We start from the raw sequence: 17,294 nt of genomic DNA, 5'->3' as shown, positions 1-17,294 counted from the left end.
AGATTGTTGATATAACCAAAGCAAAAAAGTCGCCAAGTAAACACTTGGCGACTTTTGCCTTTAAAGCTTGATACACAGAATAGATTAGAGGTACTTAATCCAAGCCTGAGTGCTGTGTTTTTTATACTCGCTAAACCGTTTAACGGGATAATACAATGCGATGGCTAACACGCCCGCGATAAACCAAACCCATCCTATATTGCTCACGCCAAAGTACTCACCATGGTTTACGCCAAAGATGAATTTCGCTAAAGTATACAGCAGTAACAGCGCGTATAAATGCAAGATATAGAAGAACATAGGCACTGAGCCAAACACAGACAACCCATGGCCCACTCGCGCTAATATCCCATCCACTTTCCCACTTGATGCAAAATACCGCTCAAAGGCCACTAAGCAAAAAAACATGCCGCCTAAGGTCACCAGTAAAAAGCTTAATGATGGCGGGTATTTCGTTAAATTGAATACCGACATCAAGGTTTCACCCAAATGTGCCCCCGACTGCCAAGGCAAGGTTTCGCCATAAAGGTTAAACCCACGTAGCACCGCAAAAAGTACCCAACAGCTGATCCCTAAAAACAGCAGCTTTTGCTGGCGAGCCGATGCATCAAGATGGCTTCCGTTCGGCTTATTACTAAAAAGTGGCCCTGCAACATAACCCAGTAAAATCACCCCAATCCAAGGCAGCACGGGATAACTCACCTTAACCCTAAGTGCACCTTCGCTGACGAGATAACCGCGGTCGTGCAATATGGTCCACAGACCGTAAGCCCACTCATTGGGCTGAAAACCAATTGGCGTCAACAGATTATGGCCAAAAACAATCGCAAATCCTAAAAGGGCCATCCAAGGTCTAGGCAGGTTTATCAGCGCAGCGAGCGCTAACATACTCAGACCAATCACCCAAATCACCTGTAACCAAAGGGTGTAATAGCTGACCATCCAAGAGAGGTTAGAGAAGTTAATCACTAAAATTTCCAGCGCGATTAAAAACAGCCCGCGTTTAATCAAAAACATACGTGCTGAACGTGGCTCGCCATGGCTACGATTGGCATAAAGCCATGCAGAAACCCCGGTTAAGAACACAAAGACTGGCGCACAAAAATGGGCGGCAAAGCGACTCACAAAAAGCCCCCAAGAAGTCGAACTCAAATCCATAGGATCGCTCACCTGCATGTGAAAGAAAAACCGCTCCCGCACATGGTCGAGTAACATAATAAGCATCACCATGCCGCGCATCATATCGATACTATTAATCCGGGTACGGCCAATAGAACGACCCAGTTCTTGCTCGGCAAAACCTGAAGATAACGCTGGGTTAGCACTGATATTAGAATTCATAGCTGACACTCACTTTAATGCTACGTGGCTCACCCGGCACGGCCCAAAGAGCGGAATAGCTACTCACGATGTAATGTTCATCCAGTAAGTTATCCAGATTCACTCCAAGGCTTAAGTTGTCGCTTAAGTGGGTGTTCATAAACAACCCAAGTAACTGATAAGAAGGCAATTGAAAACTCGGATCGGCAGAATCGCCGAGGCGCGAATCCACATAACGCCAGCTAAGCCCTAGATGACCATCAATAGAAAGCCTATTCAAATCCTGTTTCAGAATCACACTCGCGGTATGCTTTGGCACATTCACCAGTGGACTGCCTGCAGGAATGAGCACGCCCCAATCAGGATTCAAGCTGTCATTGGCGGTACGGGTATTAAGATAGGCATAGGATAATTTTGCTTGTAAATCCTCCGTCAGTTCGGCGGCTAAATCGAGTTCAACCCCGCGACTTTTAGCTTTACCTAAGGTGGCAGAAAAACCAACATTGATAGGATCTGAGGTCAAGATATTGCTCTTTTGGGCATCGAACACGGCTAAACTACCGTTTATAGGAAGATCGTTTAACCAAGTACCATTAAACTTCATCCCCAGTTCAACCGACTGACTCTCTTCCGCTTCGAAGGGCTGACCCGCAAAGTCAGTTCCAGAAAGCGGTAAAAAGCCTTCAGAATAAGAGCTATAGAAACTTAAGGCATCGGACCATAAATACACCAGACCCACCTTGGGGCTGACTCGACTATCGGTTTGTTCTGACAGAGTATCTTTCGCGACTTCACTGATATCTTGCTGATAACTATCGAACCTTAGCCCAAGGTGCAACTTCCACTTTTCAGTTAAATCCATTTGATCTTGCAGATAGGTCCCCCACGCCTTTTGAGTCTCGTTATTCTCATACAACAAACTCACCTCTGGCTGAGGCCCACCGTATTGAGGGGTATAGATATCGATGGCGTATTCACCTTTTTTGCCCCGATAACGATACAGTCCCGTCTTCAAATTGTAGTGATAGGCATCGGCACCAAGCAGCAAATTATGACGAATAAAACCCGTATCCACATGACCACTTAACTCTAGACGCAGCGAATTATCCTCAGAGGCGTAGTCACGATATCTGTGCTGCCTAGTCAGCGTGCGACCATCATCAAATAGCGATTGCCGCCCTTTTGCTAACTCAGCATCAGACGAATACCCCTTCAAGCTAGAGTCTCGGTAGTTATAGCCAGCAGTTAATGACCAATCATCATTTAATTCATAGTCATAGGTCAGCTGATGCCCTGTGGCATTCACCTCCGTTGCGCCATCATTAGGCTCACCTAAATAACGCGAGCGGGGAACGGTATTAATATCGTTATTGAGTACAATAATGCCGCGATCGAATAGCCGTTCCTGCTTGAGATATTCCATTTCATACAGCAAGGAAGCTTTTTCGGAAATCTGCCAACGCACAGACGGCGTAACGATTTTTTTATCGCTAAACACATAATCACGAAAACTATCGTGTTCCTGCCAAGCGCCATTAATCCGAAATGCCAAGTTATCGGTTAAACCTGAGGTCACATCACCTTCTAACCGATATTGGTCGAAACTCCCAGCCGATGCTTTTAAATAACCACTAGTTTCATATTGGGGTTTCTTAGTGACGATATTAACTGTGCCACCGGGCTCCGAGCGGCCATAAAGTGCCGAACCTGGGCCTTTTAAAATCTCAACATAGGCAACGTTTGATAAATCTCTATGACCACTAAAACCTCGGCCACCATTAAAGCCATTGATTAAATACCCCGATGGCATGTTTTCGTTGCCCGGAAAGCCGCGTAGGGAAAAACTATCCCATAAACCACCGCCATTGTTTTGCCGCGCCACACTCGCGGAATAGTCCAGTACATCTTGAAACCGCGTCAGCCCCGCATCTTTTATCAATTGCTCGTCTAACACACTTATCGCTTGGGGAAGTTCAGTTGAGGACACATTGCCACGATAGGCTTGGCGATAGTGGATACTTAAACGTTCAATGTCAGTGTCAAGCACTGCGTCACTCACAGCATCAATAGCTTGTGAACTCGATTGACTGCTTTCTGCGGCCAACAACATTGAAATAGGATTGAGCACAAACAAGGCGCCCAGCAACAGCGCAGTGCGCTTAGGGACATAAAAAGAAGTCATTTTCACTCCGAAAATAAACAGCATCGGCGCCTTAGCTAAGCCAAGGCGCTCAAAGTTAATTAAGATAAATTGAATAAACAGTAACTTATGCTGTTATGGGTGGAGCACGACTATTGAAGAAACGACTAAAAGGTCGCTTAAAGGAAACGGCCTGAAACTCAACCGAAATATAACCCTGTTGAGCGAGTTGGAAATGAAAGGGGGTGCTGGTTAGCGCATGTTGCAACTGGTGCTGATGTAAGCACAGCGAACAATTGGCCTTAGAGTCTTCACTAGCATGGGAAACACTGTGAACAGCAATGGCAACAGACAATAGCACCAATATGGCAGCAAGCCATATTGCTAGGGTGCGTCTTGTTTGTATCACACAATTCAAACCCTACTTCCTCAGATAATTTGGCAGGCGATTGTATGTTAAGCACTACTAAAGTTGCAAACCGATTTACCTAAGCCGTAGGGCTTAAATGTTACAAGAGGTAACTTATCTCATGAGTCATTAGCTATGCCGTCCATAGACTATTTGCAGCCAGCTACTTTACATAACCCTTTAACACATCATCAATCATAATATTAAGGGATGTTATGCCCGCCCCAGTTATATACCAAGCCTCGGGATCCACAAAAATAATGTTCCCCGTCTTCCAAGCGTTAATTTCACGCAAAAGAGGATTATCAATAGATTGTTTATCCAATACGGGGCTTCGCTCCATCACTGCGGTTCTGTCAACCACGTAAATGATGTCGGGATTGTTTTCAAGAATAAACTCGCTTGATACAGGTTGACCGTGCAATCCCATCTGCTCTGAAAGGCTAGCGGGTTTCACCCCTAGCGCGCTGTAAATAAACCCATAGCGAGAACGAATACCTAAAAATCGAAAAGCGCCGTTATTATGTAGCACCACCAAGGCTTTTTCAGGCCTGTCCTTAATCACCATTCTGGCGGCTTGGATCTTAGTTTCCAGTTCATCCACTTTATGTTTTGCCAAGGTTTGCTTATCGAATAATTTACCCAGCATCAATAAGTGTTTTGTGACTATATCAAAGTAATCGCTGTTGCTGTCTTGGTAATCAATATCCAAATGAATGGTTGGTGCCAAATTGGAAAGCGCTTGATAATGACTAGCTTGAACGGATGACATCAGCACCAAATCGGGTTTAAGTGCATAAATACGTTCCATATTGGGTTGAACGATAGCGCCTAAATCAACGATATCACTATTGTTGCTGTAGTCTTTCAGGTAGTAAGGAACAAAATCCTTTGGCATACCGACAATGGGAACACCCAACTGTTCGAGATAGTCGACTTCATTCATATCTAGGGCCGCAACGCGTACTGGCCGTTTTGTAATAACAGTAGTGCCCAACTTATGCTCTACCTCTATCGGGGCAAACTCCAACTCAACCGTTGAAGCACTCGTATCCGATGATGCAGGCTGTAATGACTCGGTTTTATTGTCGCAGGCCAGCAAAAAAGCCGAGCTAAATAACAGAATCGCTACCACTTTAGTCCCACTTCTACATTTCGACGTCACTTGTATTCTCCTTGTAAGTTGAAGTTGAAATAATTACATACAGTTCCTTGACTCGTTTTCAGCACCTCAAGATCCAGTTCGTACAGTGCTTTTAACCTTTGTGCTGTGACGACCTCTTCAACGGGTCCAGCGCAGTGCACAACGCCTTGCTTCATACCGACAATATAGTCGGAGTAGTTCGCCGCAAAATTGATATCGTGAACCACTAACACTACCGTTCGTTTGTAATCGTCACACAGATGGCGAAGTGCCCGCATTATGCTAACGGCATGTTTCATATCCAGATTGTTGAGCGGTTCATCTAACAATAAATAATCCGTTTGCTGCGCAATCGCCATTGCCAGAAAAGCCATTTGGCGTTGTCCGCCGCTAAGTTCATCAATAAATACATTGGCTAATGACTGTAAAGCTAAAAACGACAGCGCTTCATCAATGGCGCGATGATCTTCCTTTGTGAGTGCCCCTTGGCTATAGGGAAAACGACCAAATGCCACTAACTCCCTGACCGTCAGGCGTAAATTGAGGCTGTTAAACTGACGCATGGTTGCCACTTGCTTGGCATAATCCTTCAAGGGAATATTGTGGATAGCAGTACCTTTGAGTAATACCTCGCCCTGCTGGATATTCAGTAACCGACCAATCGACATCAGTAAGGTACTTTTGCCGGCACCGTTAGGGCCGATGAGAGAAGTCATCTGATGTTCGGGAAATTGTGCCGTGACATTTTTTAGCACAGGTTTCGCGCTATAAGACTGATATAAGTTATTGACGGTTATCACACTGCGCTCCGAGGTTTAAGAATTAAGACAAAGAAATAGGCGCCACAAAATAGATTAATTAACAGCCCAACACTGGTTTGATAATTAAACAGATGCTCAACAAGCATTTGCGCGATCAGAAAAACCGAGATAGCAACAGCGCATCCTGTTATCAAGGTAAATGAGTGCGACGGATGCCTTGCCAGTGCATAGGCCATATTCGCGACAAATATCCCCATAAAAGCAGTCGGCCCCACTAAACTGGTTGATATTGCGACCAATACCGCGATAAGACCCAATAGCAGGCGCACCACTTTTTGATAATCAATACCAAGAGAGATAGCTTGCTCCCGCCCCATCAGTAATACATCAAGTACAGCACGCACTCTCCAAGCGGCAATACACACGGCACTAACAAGTACTAGAGAGATAAGCAATTGCTCTGGTTGAGCGCGGTTGAACGACGCTAAGCTGTAGCTCTGGAAAATAGAAAACTCACCGGGACTGATAGAATATTGGATTAACTGAGTAAAACTGCCTAACACCACAGTGAGCACTAAGCCCACAAGCAGTAGGAAGAACACATCATGTCGATCCCCACTAAATAGCCAGCGGTGAATCGCCATTGAGTAAAGCAACATCACCACGACTGAGACAGAAAAATTGCTGTTAGCGGTGATCAGAATACTGCTGCCCGTCCCTAAGATAAGGATCAACAGAGCCTGCAAAATCAAGTAAACCCCTTCATACCCCATGATAGATGGCGTTAAAATGCGATTTCCGGCTAAGGTCTGAAACAGTATCGAAGAAAACGCAATACAGACACCACCAAGGCAAATTGTAGCTAAACGCACCAATCTATTCGGTATGACATAGTCAAAATCAAAGCCTGAGCCCATCAATAAAAATGTGACTGCCAACATAATAGGCAGCCCCCAGCTCAAAAAACGCCATGCACTGTCTTTCATTTGATTTTCCAAACGATAACTAAAAATATGAGTCCACCTAAACAGCTTGCCGTTAGACCTATAGGAATTTCAAAGGGATACAAAATAATCCGACCAAGCAAGTCACAGATAATCAGAAGCGTTGCGCCAGCAAAGGCGATAATAGGCAAGGTACGTTTTAAATTATCGCCGTAACGCATAGCGACAAGATTAGGAATAATCAAACCAATAAATGGAATGCTCCCGACTGTGATAACTGTGGTCGCTATAGTCAGGGAAACCAGCACTAACCCTAAGATAACTAGGTTGAAATAACTCAGGCCTAGTGTGGTAGCCAAGCCTTCGCCCATTCCCACTATGGTAAAGCGCTGTGCATAAAGGTAGGTCAGTATGACCACGGGAAGGATCAGATAGATGATTTCGTAGTTGCCCTGCACGATTTTTGAAAAATCACCCAGCATCCATCCCTGCATACTCTGCATCATATTGTTTTGATAAGCATAAAGTTCCGCTATCGCACTGAGTACACTGCCAAACATAATCCCAATAATTGGAATGAGCACCGGACTCTTATACCGAATACCACGAATAATCAGAATAAAGGCTAAGCTCGCAAGCAGGCAAAAAACCAAAGCCCCCAACATTCTGGCGGTAACCCCCATACTCGGGGCATGAATGATTGAAATTAATATGCCTAGTTTGGCGGCATCAAGCCCGCCACAAGTAGCAGGTTCAACAAACTTGTTTTGCACAATCTGCTGCAATATCACGCCACAGACAGCGAGCCCTACACCTGAGCAAATCAAGGCAAAGAGCCGCGGCAGACGACTCGCAGATAACACCAACCAAACATCATCCGATAACGTCAGCATCTGCGTTACAGAGGCATACTTTGCGCCTAGCAGCAATGAGGCAAAACAAAGCACAAAAAAGCACGTCAGTGCATAAACCACCTTCACAAACTGATACTTCCTATACGTAATAAATCTTGTACTAATCTGCAGCCGCTATGAGGTTTTCATATCGACGCGCTATGTTTGAGCCTTATCAGATCCCCCTGCCTTTTGGGCATGGGTAACGGCAATACCCGCTAACACTAAGTCACGTTTTCGCTCCCACCATTTGCGGGCGCCCACCTTCATAATGTCTACCATCGCATTTATCTGCTCAGCTTTATCAGGGAGCTTGGTGGCTTCATCTTCCCAAATTGCGATAATTCGCTCTTTACGTGTCCGACCATCGGCTTCTGGTTTAGTGGTTGACCACCATCCCAAAAAGCACTCCCCCACCATGTCAACTAAGATATCAACGGCCAGCACTGCTTCATCGAGGGAGAAGCCTTTTTGTTGCAGCTTTTCGACCGATTCAGCAAAAGAACGTATACCCGATGACGGCGTAACACTGGCCTGATGGATAGACTCAGCGAGGCCAGGATGACGCTCATAGAGTGCCCAAATGGCATCGGTCAATATGATCAATTCACTCCGCCAATCGGTGGCTGCTGGCGCTCGCCAGTCCAGCTCATTGATAGCAAGCTCAGCAGCAATGGAGATAACATCATTTCGACCTGCCACGTGATGGTAGAGGGAAGAATGATCGACCTTTAAATGCGCGGCTATAGCAGGGATGGTCGCTTGATCAACCCCAATCTCCAACGCAGCTCTGGCGATAGCCTCACGGGAAATACGGCTAGGTCTGCCACGCTGGCGTTTTTGAGTAGGTTGCTCCGGTACTTGTGTCATATCGATAAGGTTTCCAAGGCAAAAAAGCCATTCTAACCGCTCTTGCTACCCGCTGCATGGCAATAGCCAATACCGCGGGTAGAAGCTAGCCGCTAAAACTTCGCCCTAACGCCTACACCTATTTCTCGAGGTTCAAGTAAATATGCATCCACGCCTCCGGTACTTCTGTCAGCCATTTTTGCCACGGGTGCACGTTCATCCAGCAAATTGCGTGCATAAACAAAGGCTTCAAAATATTGGTTGATTTGATAGGAAGAATTCAGGTTTACCGTAGTGTAAGATCCCACTCTTAACTCAGGCTCATTGGTATCCGTTGAAAAGTATCCATCCGTATGGCGCACATCACCGCTCACTTTGATAGTGTCAGTGATTGAATAGTCAAACCCTATATTGAACATATATCCCGGCGCTTTACTAAACTCGTTGCCGACAAACTCCTCGCCACGGTAGTCATTAAATTCACTTATCTCAGTTTCAAGTAAACCCAGCCCACCATATAGACTAAAACTATCGGCAACTTTAAAGTTCCAATCTAATTCAATCCCATAGCTTTGCGCTTCATCAGCATTAATAATGACAGAACCAAAGGGACGTCCATCGAGGTAGTCAGTAACTGAACGTTGTGAATCCTTAAAGCGGGTGTAGAAGAGATTACTATTTATGATTAAGCGTTGTTCAAGCAGATCGATACGGGTAAAAAGTTCATAGTTCCATGCCGATTCGGCATCGAATGTATAATATTCGCCGCCGCGGAAGTTAATACCTGTTCCCCCAGGAATTTTACCTTCACTGATCATAGCGCCGACCAAGACGTTATCTGTCAGATCATAGGACAGGGCAACCTTAGGTAATAAAGCCGTAAACGTCTCTTCATATTGATGGCGCACACCTGGGATGTAGCTGGCAATACCATCGTGGCTAATTTCATCAGACTGATAACGAAGAGCGCTGGTGAATGCCCACTTGGGTGAGAAGCGCCATATGACTTCACCGTAGGGGGCAAAACTGGTATGTCTCAGGTCGGCGTCGGCATTACCAAATACGTTGTTCAGCTTGTTGTTGGTTTTATCATCCCAGTAGAAGACACCGACAACCCCACTAAACTCTGAACTCTTGTCACCAAAGTTCAGCCTTATATCATTCGAAAAGTTTTCATTATCTCGTTTTGCAATCCCTTGATAAGGTGCTGCGAAGCGATAATCAAACTGCCCTTCTGAATACTGCAGTTGGTTATGCAACTTCATCCCATTGTCGAACACATATTCAAGATCAAAAATTCCAACATGATTGCTGACTTCTTGATTATCCTGAAAAATTGAACGATTTTCTAAGTCATCATAGGGTTCTGATACCACCTCGTTTCTGGGACGTTTAGCCTCAGTGGAGGAATAAGTCAGCATGGCGGAAAAGTTGCTGTATTTTTCGGGTTCCCATAACAACTTCGCCCGTAGATTTTGGTTTTTAAACTCAAAATCTAAATCATGGGCAGTAAATTCTGGGTTAACGTAATCAACAAAGGTATCTCTAGCGCTGTAATCTGCGCTAATTCTTGCGGCAAAGTCATTACTTAGCGCACCAGATGCCATAACCGAAAAACGCTGCTTATTTCGACTGCCATAAAGTGCTTGCGCTGCAAATTCTGGCGTATAAGTGGGGTTATGGGTATGGATGACTACGGCGCCAGCAATACTGTTGGCTCCTTGACTGGTCGTTTGCGGACCACGGTAGACTTCAATAGACGACACATCCCACACGCCTGCGGCACCTAAATCCAGTTCTGCGGGGCTCAGATATTTACCATCAACACTGATAGTTGCCCCAGGCACAGGCTTAGATAAGTAGGCATTACCCGCTGCAACAGGCCCTTTAGTATCCGTTCCGCGGATAATGGGCGCATCGGTATTTCCGGCATAAATTAAGTTTGGCGTACCGCCGAGAATTTCAGAAATCGTTGATTGGTCGGCATTTTTCCTCAACTGTTCTTCAGTGATCACTGTCACTGAGCTCGCCGTTTCTTTCAGCGTGCGCTCGATTTTCTGACCGTAAACTGTGATGACTTCAATATTTCCCGCTGCATCTTGTTGCTTGGATTGCTTATCCGGAGCAGTTCCACTGTCAGCAATAGTTGAGCCTGAAATAGCGCTAAGCCCCAGCGCAAGAGAACCGATAACCCACTTTGATTGTGGGTAAAACTTACCAAATCGGGGCATGTGTAATAACTCCTTATACGAAAGATTTGTTGCCAATGAGAATAATTATCAATTATATTATCGCCGTTCAAAAAATTTATCAACACTGTGTTGATAAATAAAAATGACCGCTTAATATGGTCGCCATCTCATGGCGGTTCAATTTTTATGAAACAAGGAATTTGGCTCGTGGATGTTCATTTGCCCATAAACTCTGGCACTCAGACTATTTTTTACTCTGCAATATCAAGACTTCATCGCTTCATTGGCCTTGTGTTAATCACACTTTCCAGACCGAAGCCCAGCCTGTTCCACTTCGATTTTTTAGGTGAACATTAAAATGCAGCGACTTTTCAGTCCCACTTCAACATTAGCCTTCGCCCTACGTCCGGCGATTCCCGCACTCACTTTCGGAATGCTGCTAGCGGTAGGTGCTGGCGTGACGGCACTAAGTGCACTCTGGTGCATGATTCAACTTATTGCAGGCCATCATTCACTATGGTTAGCGGGGGCGCTCATATTTGGGGTCGTGTCAGCGTTGCTATCAGCTGGCGCATCTTGGGTTAACCACAATGCTGAGGCGCAATTTTCTGGAAGATTAAGGCGTCATGTTGCAGCGCATCTTGTCAGGTTGCCACCAAGTACCTTGGCAAAATATAAGGGCGAAAAGTTAAAGCGATTAATGGTCGATGACATAGCGTCATTGCATCATATGATCGCGCATTTACCCTCTGAGCTAGCAACCTTTATCATTGTCCCTGCCATCACTATCGGTTTACTGATCTTAAGCGCGGACTTAGTGGCATTACTTGCCCTTATCCCAGGCCTAGTCGCCGCACTTTTCTATTTGGTGGTGATCCCAAGGCTTGCTGCAAAACAGGGTGAAGCACGAGTCAATGTGATGGGAAATATCACTGCAGCAGTAGATGACTACGCCCGTGGTGCGCCTGTATTTCGCATTTATGGCGAACAAACTGGTGCTATGGCCGATTACCAAAAGGCAACGACACATTTTATTGGGGATATTCTTGAGCGGGTAAGCAAGGTATCAACTTCAGTCGCCGTGGCCACATCACTACTGCAGGCTGTCTGTACTTTTGCCATTGTCTATGCCATCGGGTATGAATGGCCCCCAGAAAACCTTGCTGCAGCCTTGTTCTTCAGTCTGGCCATAGTCACGCCAGCCCTAAAGCTCGGGCATGGGCTTGATTATCTCGCCACGGGCCGCGCTGCCGCTCAGCGGCTAACGGATTTTCTTGAGCAATCGAGAGTTCCTGTTGGTAACGGCAATATTGAGCTTAATACACCTATGCCGCTCACCCTCACGAATGTTGTGCCTTCACTGTCTACAAGCAATCAATCTGTGCCCATTAACTATCAATTTAGATCTGACAGAGTGACGGCAGTTACAGGGATCAGTGGTGTTGGCAAATCCACATTACTGCGCTTATTAGCTGGCATGGAGCAGCTACATGCCGGAGATATTCGACTCGCTGGTATGGCACTCAAAGAGATGGATGAAGCCTCGATTAATCGCGCGATCATGCTATTACCGCAAAGTGCGGGACTACTGGCAACCTCCATCGCCGACAATCTCGCGCTCACCGCACCTTATGCCACGGATGACGATTACTTAGCAGCATTACACTGCGCGCAATTGGATAAACCCTTAAATACTCATGCAAGCACACTGTCTGGCGGTGAAATACAACGCGTTAATCTTGCCCGTGTGTTTCTTTCACCCGCTAGGGTGATATTGCTTGATGAACCCACATCGGCCCTAGACAGCGAAACGGCGTTTAACGTGTTCACAGCGCTACGCCATCACGCAAAAACAAACCACAAAACGATTGTGATGGTCACCCATGACTTAACGCTTGCCGAGTTGGCGGATGACAAGCTCGCACTCAAGCATCATCACAAGGAAGGAGAAAGCCAATGATAAATCGTCCCCAAGATTACGCAGCCATAAAACACTTAATACCTGTTGCCTGCGGTTGGGCTGTGGCGGCCATATTGGAAGCGGCATGCTACATTCAACTGGCTTTAGCCATTACTCAGCAGCAATCGCCGCAAAAACTGCTATCGATTGCCGCAATAACCATACTCACCACAATACTGGCTTCGCGTTCAGGTTTTTGGGCTGGCGCAAGGCTCGCCAATGCGCTCTACAGTGCATTAGGCACGACCATGCAACAAGCGAAACTCTCTTGGTTTACACCGAGTGTCAGGACACTACTCATAGAAACTGTCTCTCGGAGTATTCCTGGCTTTATGAGTATTCCGGCACATCAATTTCAGGTATTTATTCATGCACCGCTTATTCCGCTCTGCATTACCTTTGGCATAGGATTGATCGGTGGCATGCCACTGGTACTGATGTTGGCGAACTTGTTGCTCGTGTCATTTGTGATTCAGAGTATGGCGCAACGAGCCCTTGCCCGCGCAGATATGGACCGAAACAACACTGAATTGGCAGCAGATCAGTCAACCCTTGAACTGATCGACCACTTAGAGTTACTGCGCACAGCAGCAGGATATAGCGGCGCAACAACACGGTTAGAGCAAAACTGGCAAACACAAGAAATCGCACTGGAACGAACTAATCGCGCCGCTGCCATAGCAACATTACTGTCGGCTATCGCCAGTTTTTTACCTATTGCAGGCATGGCATTCTATCTGGTGCTATCCGGTATAAACAATACGACAATGCTGCTCGCTGTCTTGATGTTGACCATGCGCGCGGCGGCGCCACTTGAAACTCTCGCCGTGGCGGCAATAAGCATTAATGATCAGTTAGCGGCTATTAAACACTATCGACAAGCGACTCATGCGCCAATGCTCAAAGATCCAAGCCAAGTGCAACAAAAGACACCGAACAATCATACAATCGAATTGAATAACGTAACATTTCCCCCTGCGGTGCAAAATATCAATACCACTATCGAGCCAGGTGAACGCGTGCTGATTTGTGGCCCGAGCGGTTCAGGTAAAACCAGCTTACTTAAGTTATTGATGCGCTTTGATGATCCCACCCTAGGCCTGATCACTTTGGGCAAAGTGCCACTCACTTCAATCCCTGCTGCTGAACTTGCCCGCTTTTTCGCCTATGTGCCGCAGGATCCACTCATCTTTACAGGCACCATTGCCAGTAACATTCGTATTGGTAACCCTGATGCCGACGATCAAGCCGTAGATAAAGCGGCACGCCAAGTGGCACTGGATGAAGTATTAGACAGATCAGAACTGGGCATTTACCAAGAAGTCGGCTTGCAAGGCGCAGGGTTATCGGGAGGAGAACGCCAAAGGCTTGCCTTAGCACGCGCGCTTATCAAAAATGCGCCGATTCTGATAATGGATGAGGCCACCTCGGCATTGGATGAGGAGACAGAAAAGCGTGTAGCCAAGGCTATTTGCGAACAGAGTTGTACATTGGTTTTAGTTTCGCACCGAAACCAATCACTTTGGCAGCCAACCAAGATAATAGAATTTCATCAATCAGTTGCCTCAAAGTAAGATCGGCTTTCTACGCATTAAAAAACTGAATTACAGATGTCTTACACAGATTACAGTGATTAATTTGTCGTTACTGACCAACATATCAATGAGTTATGTACTGCAGCCGAAATGACATGAATCATTTCGACTGCAGTTATTGCTCGTGCAAAGAAGATGAGCATTACTGTAGAACCGACCAAGCCTTGTTGGCATAACGCTCACTGAATCAAAGCATAAATACTCAAGCTTCCTCTCGCTTTTGAGCTTTAAAATCCCTCAAATTATCAGCTACCCGTTAATAAACTAGTAACCATATTTTGCGACAGGGTGCCAGTTTTTATTAACATCCTCTTCAATAAACTTTTGTTTTTCTTTGATTAAATCCGATTCAACTAACCCTATCGCTTGATGGGCCTTTTCCTTAGTACTGATATCTGGATAAGTAACTTGAGTCACGTTAAGTTGCTTCAATATTCCAGCGAGCAGATGACGTGCTTCGTTCGCTTGTTCGATGGCTTTATCTAAAAGCTGCTTACCTTCTTGTGGATTATGTGCATACAAACCATGTGAAGACATGGCAAAGTCCCAGCGCCACTGACTGTGTCGTATCGCCATAATTGGCTCATTCATATTCTCCCATTTAGCACCTGCATCCCATGCCGCTTTGGCTTCATAGTGGGCTTTGACGAGCAGAGCTTCAACTTCGCGAGCTTTGGTCTCAATCGTTAATTTATTGGCCGCTAGCTTGGTTTCAATTTTGGTTTTACTGCTATGGCAGCCACTGCAACTGTTATCAAAATGCGGTAAGGCTTTATCAACTTTGTGGCTAGTAAATTCAACACCTTTTGCATCCTGCTGGGTAGGCATATGGCAGGTAATGCAAGTGACACCGACTTCGGCATGTTTACTGCGACTCCAGTGTTCAAACTCAGGATGACGTGCTTTGAGTATGGGCGTTTTCGAAAGAGGATGGATCCATTCGAAGAAGCGGCGAGTGTCATAATATTTTTCAATATCGTCGGCTGTGCTGCCAAAAATCCAGGGAATATTAACAACATTACTTTTTTCCGGACGGAAATAGTAAGTGACATGACACTGACCACATACCTGCGCACCTTGCATATTAGTATCTTGTTTATCGAATGGCAGGTGAATTTTAGCCATAGCCTCTTGGGCATGGGGGCGAGGTAAAGTTAACTTATTAGTGCCAGATTCATGGCAATCACTGCAATACACTACGCTTTGGATCTCTTTGCCCAGATCGGTAAAGTTTTTAGCGGAGTATCCTTCAAATCCCAGTTGTTCAATCAATCTAGGGGCATCCGGTGTCTTGCAGGTCCAACAACTGGCGGATAATCCTTTCTCTCCTGCTTTAGGGGGGACACCTGTACGTAAAGTATGCGTCACATCAGCAACGGCAAAATGGTGCCCACGTGGGCTATGGTACTCTTTGGCATAGGAAGATCCTGCCCAGAGTATGATGCTGGCGGGATAATTGGCGAGCATATCTTCGCGTTCAACTTGTTCAGAGGTGGCTTGCCAAGATTGATATTGGTTAGGATATTTTTGTTGATTGCTAGTATCGGAAGCCGCTACAGATGTACATGTAGTTATGGCGAGCAAGCAAATCATTTTTAGCAATGTGACTGTTTTAAAATAAGTTTTCACTTTGTATCCTTTTGTCCTAACATCAATATTAACCTGGGCGCCCATCGATACGGGGGCGAGAAAGTATCGGCAAGTAGTGCCATACAAACAGTGCAAATGCGATAAACCAGCAACTGCCAGCCAACCATAACCAGACTTGGGTGTGGGCCGGAAACCAGATGGGCATCAATGCCCTGAGCAGTGCCGCTAACGGTAGGCAAATAAATGCCAAGATCATCTTAGGGCCCTCATAAATATTTCGACTTGTGTGCCCGAGTGACACTCTGGAAATCATCGAAAGACACAGGGTAGCCATACAACCAATAGCAAATAGGTGAAGCAAACTGCGATAGGCATATTCATTATCGAGATACCAACTCATGGCTAACAGGCTGAGTGGCAACATTAAATAGGCAAGATGCAAGGACCACAGCATAGGTTCTTTCAGTGTTTTATGGGGTAACCAGCGTGCAAATCGGACCAGCTGTAAAAGCCCCGCAATGAGCAGTAAGCCTCGCTCGACTTCCAGAGGTATAAGGTGGATGAGTGATTGAATGACGAGCAAGATCATCGTCAGGATCAGCGGGTATTCAATCCAAGTTAAGGGATCTGCTTTAGTGGCCTTAATGCGCATCGCGGTAAAGAATGGAATGACACGTCCACCGACTATGGTGATAAGTAAGGCTAACCACCATAACATCGCCTGCCAGATCTGGTTGGCAAGAATAAAGTCGCGCTCAAAAAGGGCGTAATAGCTGACATTGTTAATCACGAGTACAGCAAACAACATGATCGGAAAACCAATATTGCGCCATTGCTTCACCTTATAAATGCAGCGCCATAGGGTAAGGCTTGCCATACCAAGGAACAATGAATCAAACAAGGCGGGCAAAATGAGCGGAACCTGCATTGGAAGTAAGAGTAATAATCGTGCCAGTAACCAGCAGCTAAAGGTCAATGCGAGTGGCCATCCCTTTAATGTGGGTTGGTTGGTCCAATTTTGCACGGCTGTCAGCAAAAATCCACACACAATTGCCATAGCAAAACCGAACAACATTTCATGTGGATGCCACCATAGCGGCAGTATCTTGCTCCAAAAAGATGAAGGGAAAAAGCTATATTGGGGAGTAAACCAAGTTAATAGCCACAAAGGGATATATAGCGCAGCTAATATTGCTCCCCCGAGGAAAAAAGGTCTAAAGCCTAAGCGCCATAACGCGTGAGTACGTTCGGTTTGTGTAGGATCATCAATATTTAGCATAGTTGTTAGCCGAGTAGCAGAACGATGATGAACACACTTAAGATGTATTCAATATAGCCCTTATATTGTACTGTTATGACCTTCAATTCAAACTAAATCTTAGATTTTGGAACTAAGATCCCAAAGATGAACAAAAAATAAAGTGTCGTGGAATACTCATTTCTGACGGCTAATAGGCTTGATCAATGTACTGCGGGTTCATGATGGACAAAGGTTCG

The 17,294-nt window shown here is 45.7% G+C and carries 13 protein-coding genes; 2 read left to right on the top strand and 11 right to left on the bottom strand.

Annotation, left to right across the window (positions count from 1 at the left end; all coding sequences use genetic code 11):
• Window positions 1–84 precede the first annotated feature (84 nt).
• From L5M11_RS01915 to L5M11_RS01875, 9 genes are all read right to left on the bottom strand, one after another.
• Window positions 85–1,341: a DUF1624 domain-containing protein gene (locus L5M11_RS01915; RefSeq protein ID WP_263191204.1), complete on the bottom strand. Its 1,257-nt coding sequence runs from the start codon at window positions 1,339–1,341 to the stop codon at window positions 85–87.
• Window positions 1,331–3,502, bottom strand: a complete 2,172-nt coding sequence (locus tag L5M11_RS01910; protein ID WP_263191203.1) for a TonB-dependent siderophore receptor — start codon at window positions 3,500–3,502, stop codon at window positions 1,331–1,333. Before L5M11_RS01910 ends, L5M11_RS01915 begins: the two co-directional genes overlap by 11 nt.
• An 85-nt stretch (window positions 3,503–3,587) precedes the next feature.
• Window positions 3,588–3,878 (bottom strand): DUF2946 domain-containing protein, encoded by a 291-nt coding sequence (locus L5M11_RS01905; protein WP_263191200.1) that lies wholly within the window; start codon window positions 3,876–3,878, stop codon window positions 3,588–3,590.
• 154 nt (window positions 3,879–4,032) lie between these two features.
• Window positions 4,033–5,034, bottom strand: coding sequence for a siderophore ABC transporter substrate-binding protein (locus L5M11_RS01900; RefSeq protein WP_263191199.1), 1,002 nt, complete (start codon window positions 5,032–5,034; stop codon window positions 4,033–4,035).
• Entirely contained in the window at window positions 5,031–5,813 is a 783-nt protein-coding gene (locus L5M11_RS01895) for an ABC transporter ATP-binding protein (RefSeq protein ID WP_263146848.1), read from the bottom strand. The genes L5M11_RS01900 and L5M11_RS01895 overlap by 4 nt, the downstream gene beginning before the upstream one ends.
• Window positions 5,810–6,760 carry an iron chelate uptake ABC transporter family permease subunit gene (locus L5M11_RS01890; RefSeq protein WP_263146845.1) on the bottom strand — a complete coding sequence of 317 codons (951 nt, stop codon included), beginning with the start codon at window positions 6,758–6,760 and terminating at the stop codon, window positions 5,810–5,812. Before L5M11_RS01890 ends, L5M11_RS01895 begins: the two co-directional genes overlap by 4 nt.
• Complete coding sequence (locus L5M11_RS01885) at window positions 6,757–7,698, bottom strand: ABC transporter permease (RefSeq protein WP_317629859.1); 942 nt, start codon at window positions 7,696–7,698, stop codon at window positions 6,757–6,759. The genes L5M11_RS01890 and L5M11_RS01885 overlap by 4 nt, the downstream gene beginning before the upstream one ends.
• A gap of 72 nt (window positions 7,699–7,770) precedes the next feature.
• A complete protein-coding gene (locus L5M11_RS01880; protein ID WP_263177253.1) occupies window positions 7,771–8,481 on the bottom strand; it encodes a TetR/AcrR family transcriptional regulator in 711 nt (236 codons plus the stop codon).
• Window positions 8,482–8,573: 92 nt separating this feature from the next.
• Window positions 8,574–10,691 carry a TonB-dependent receptor gene (locus L5M11_RS01875; protein WP_263191197.1) on the bottom strand — a complete coding sequence of 706 codons (2,118 nt, stop codon included), beginning with the start codon at window positions 10,689–10,691 and terminating at the stop codon, window positions 8,574–8,576.
• Window positions 10,692–11,010: 319 nt separating this feature from the next.
• On the opposite strand from L5M11_RS01875, the gene L5M11_RS01870 reads away from it, so the two are divergent.
• Complete coding sequence (locus L5M11_RS01870) at window positions 11,011–12,612, top strand: ATP-binding cassette domain-containing protein (protein ID WP_263191195.1); 1,602 nt, start codon at window positions 11,011–11,013, stop codon at window positions 12,610–12,612.
• On the top strand, window positions 12,609–14,186 hold the full coding sequence (locus tag L5M11_RS01865) for an ATP-binding cassette domain-containing protein (RefSeq protein WP_263191194.1): 1,578 nt from the start codon (window positions 12,609–12,611) through the stop codon (window positions 14,184–14,186). The genes L5M11_RS01870 and L5M11_RS01865 overlap by 4 nt, the downstream gene beginning before the upstream one ends.
• A gap of 285 nt (window positions 14,187–14,471) precedes the next feature.
• Here the strand turns inward: L5M11_RS01865 and L5M11_RS01860 are convergent, their stop codons facing one another.
• Together L5M11_RS01860 and L5M11_RS01855 are read right to left on the bottom strand one after the other, a co-directional pair.
• Window positions 14,472–15,881 (bottom strand): ammonia-forming cytochrome c nitrite reductase subunit c552, encoded by a 1,410-nt coding sequence (locus L5M11_RS01860; RefSeq protein ID WP_263191193.1) that lies wholly within the window; start codon window positions 15,879–15,881, stop codon window positions 14,472–14,474.
• Window positions 15,865–17,076, bottom strand: coding sequence for an NnrS family protein (locus tag L5M11_RS01855; RefSeq protein WP_263140042.1), 1,212 nt, complete (start codon window positions 17,074–17,076; stop codon window positions 15,865–15,867). Before L5M11_RS01855 ends, L5M11_RS01860 begins: the two co-directional genes overlap by 17 nt.
• Window positions 17,077–17,294: the final 218 nt, after the last annotated feature.

This window comes from Shewanella sp. SM87 (assembly GCF_025653705.1).
Taxonomy (GTDB): domain Bacteria; phylum Pseudomonadota; class Gammaproteobacteria; order Enterobacterales; family Shewanellaceae; genus Shewanella; species Shewanella oncorhynchi.
This window is presented reverse-complemented; position numbering and strand designations above follow the sequence as displayed.

Coding starts and splice junctions, on each gene's coding strand:
- L5M11_RS01915 (WP_263191204.1), bottom strand. CDS start 1,341: ATGAATTCTAATATCAGTGCTAACCCAGCGTTATCTTCAGGTTTTGCC.
- L5M11_RS01910 (WP_263191203.1), bottom strand. CDS start 3,502: ATGACTTCTTTTTATGTCCCTAAGCGCACTGCGCTGTTGCTGGGCGCC.
- L5M11_RS01890 (WP_263146845.1), bottom strand. CDS start 6,760: ATGAAAGACAGTGCATGGCGTTTTTTGAGCTGGGGGCTGCCTATTATG.
- L5M11_RS01880 (WP_263177253.1), bottom strand. CDS start 8,481: ATGACACAAGTACCGGAGCAACCTACTCAAAAACGCCAGCGTGGCAGA.
- L5M11_RS01875 (WP_263191197.1), bottom strand. CDS start 10,691: ATGCCCCGATTTGGTAAGTTTTACCCACAATCAAAGTGGGTTATCGGT.
- L5M11_RS01870 (WP_263191195.1), top strand. CDS start 11,011: ATGCAGCGACTTTTCAGTCCCACTTCAACATTAGCCTTCGCCCTACGT.
- L5M11_RS01865 (WP_263191194.1), top strand. CDS start 12,609: ATGATAAATCGTCCCCAAGATTACGCAGCCATAAAACACTTAATACCT.
- L5M11_RS01860 (WP_263191193.1), bottom strand. CDS start 15,881: ATGGGCGCCCAGGTTAATATTGATGTTAGGACAAAAGGATACAAAGTG.
- L5M11_RS01855 (WP_263140042.1), bottom strand. CDS start 17,076: ATGCTAAATATTGATGATCCTACACAAACCGAACGTACTCACGCGTTA.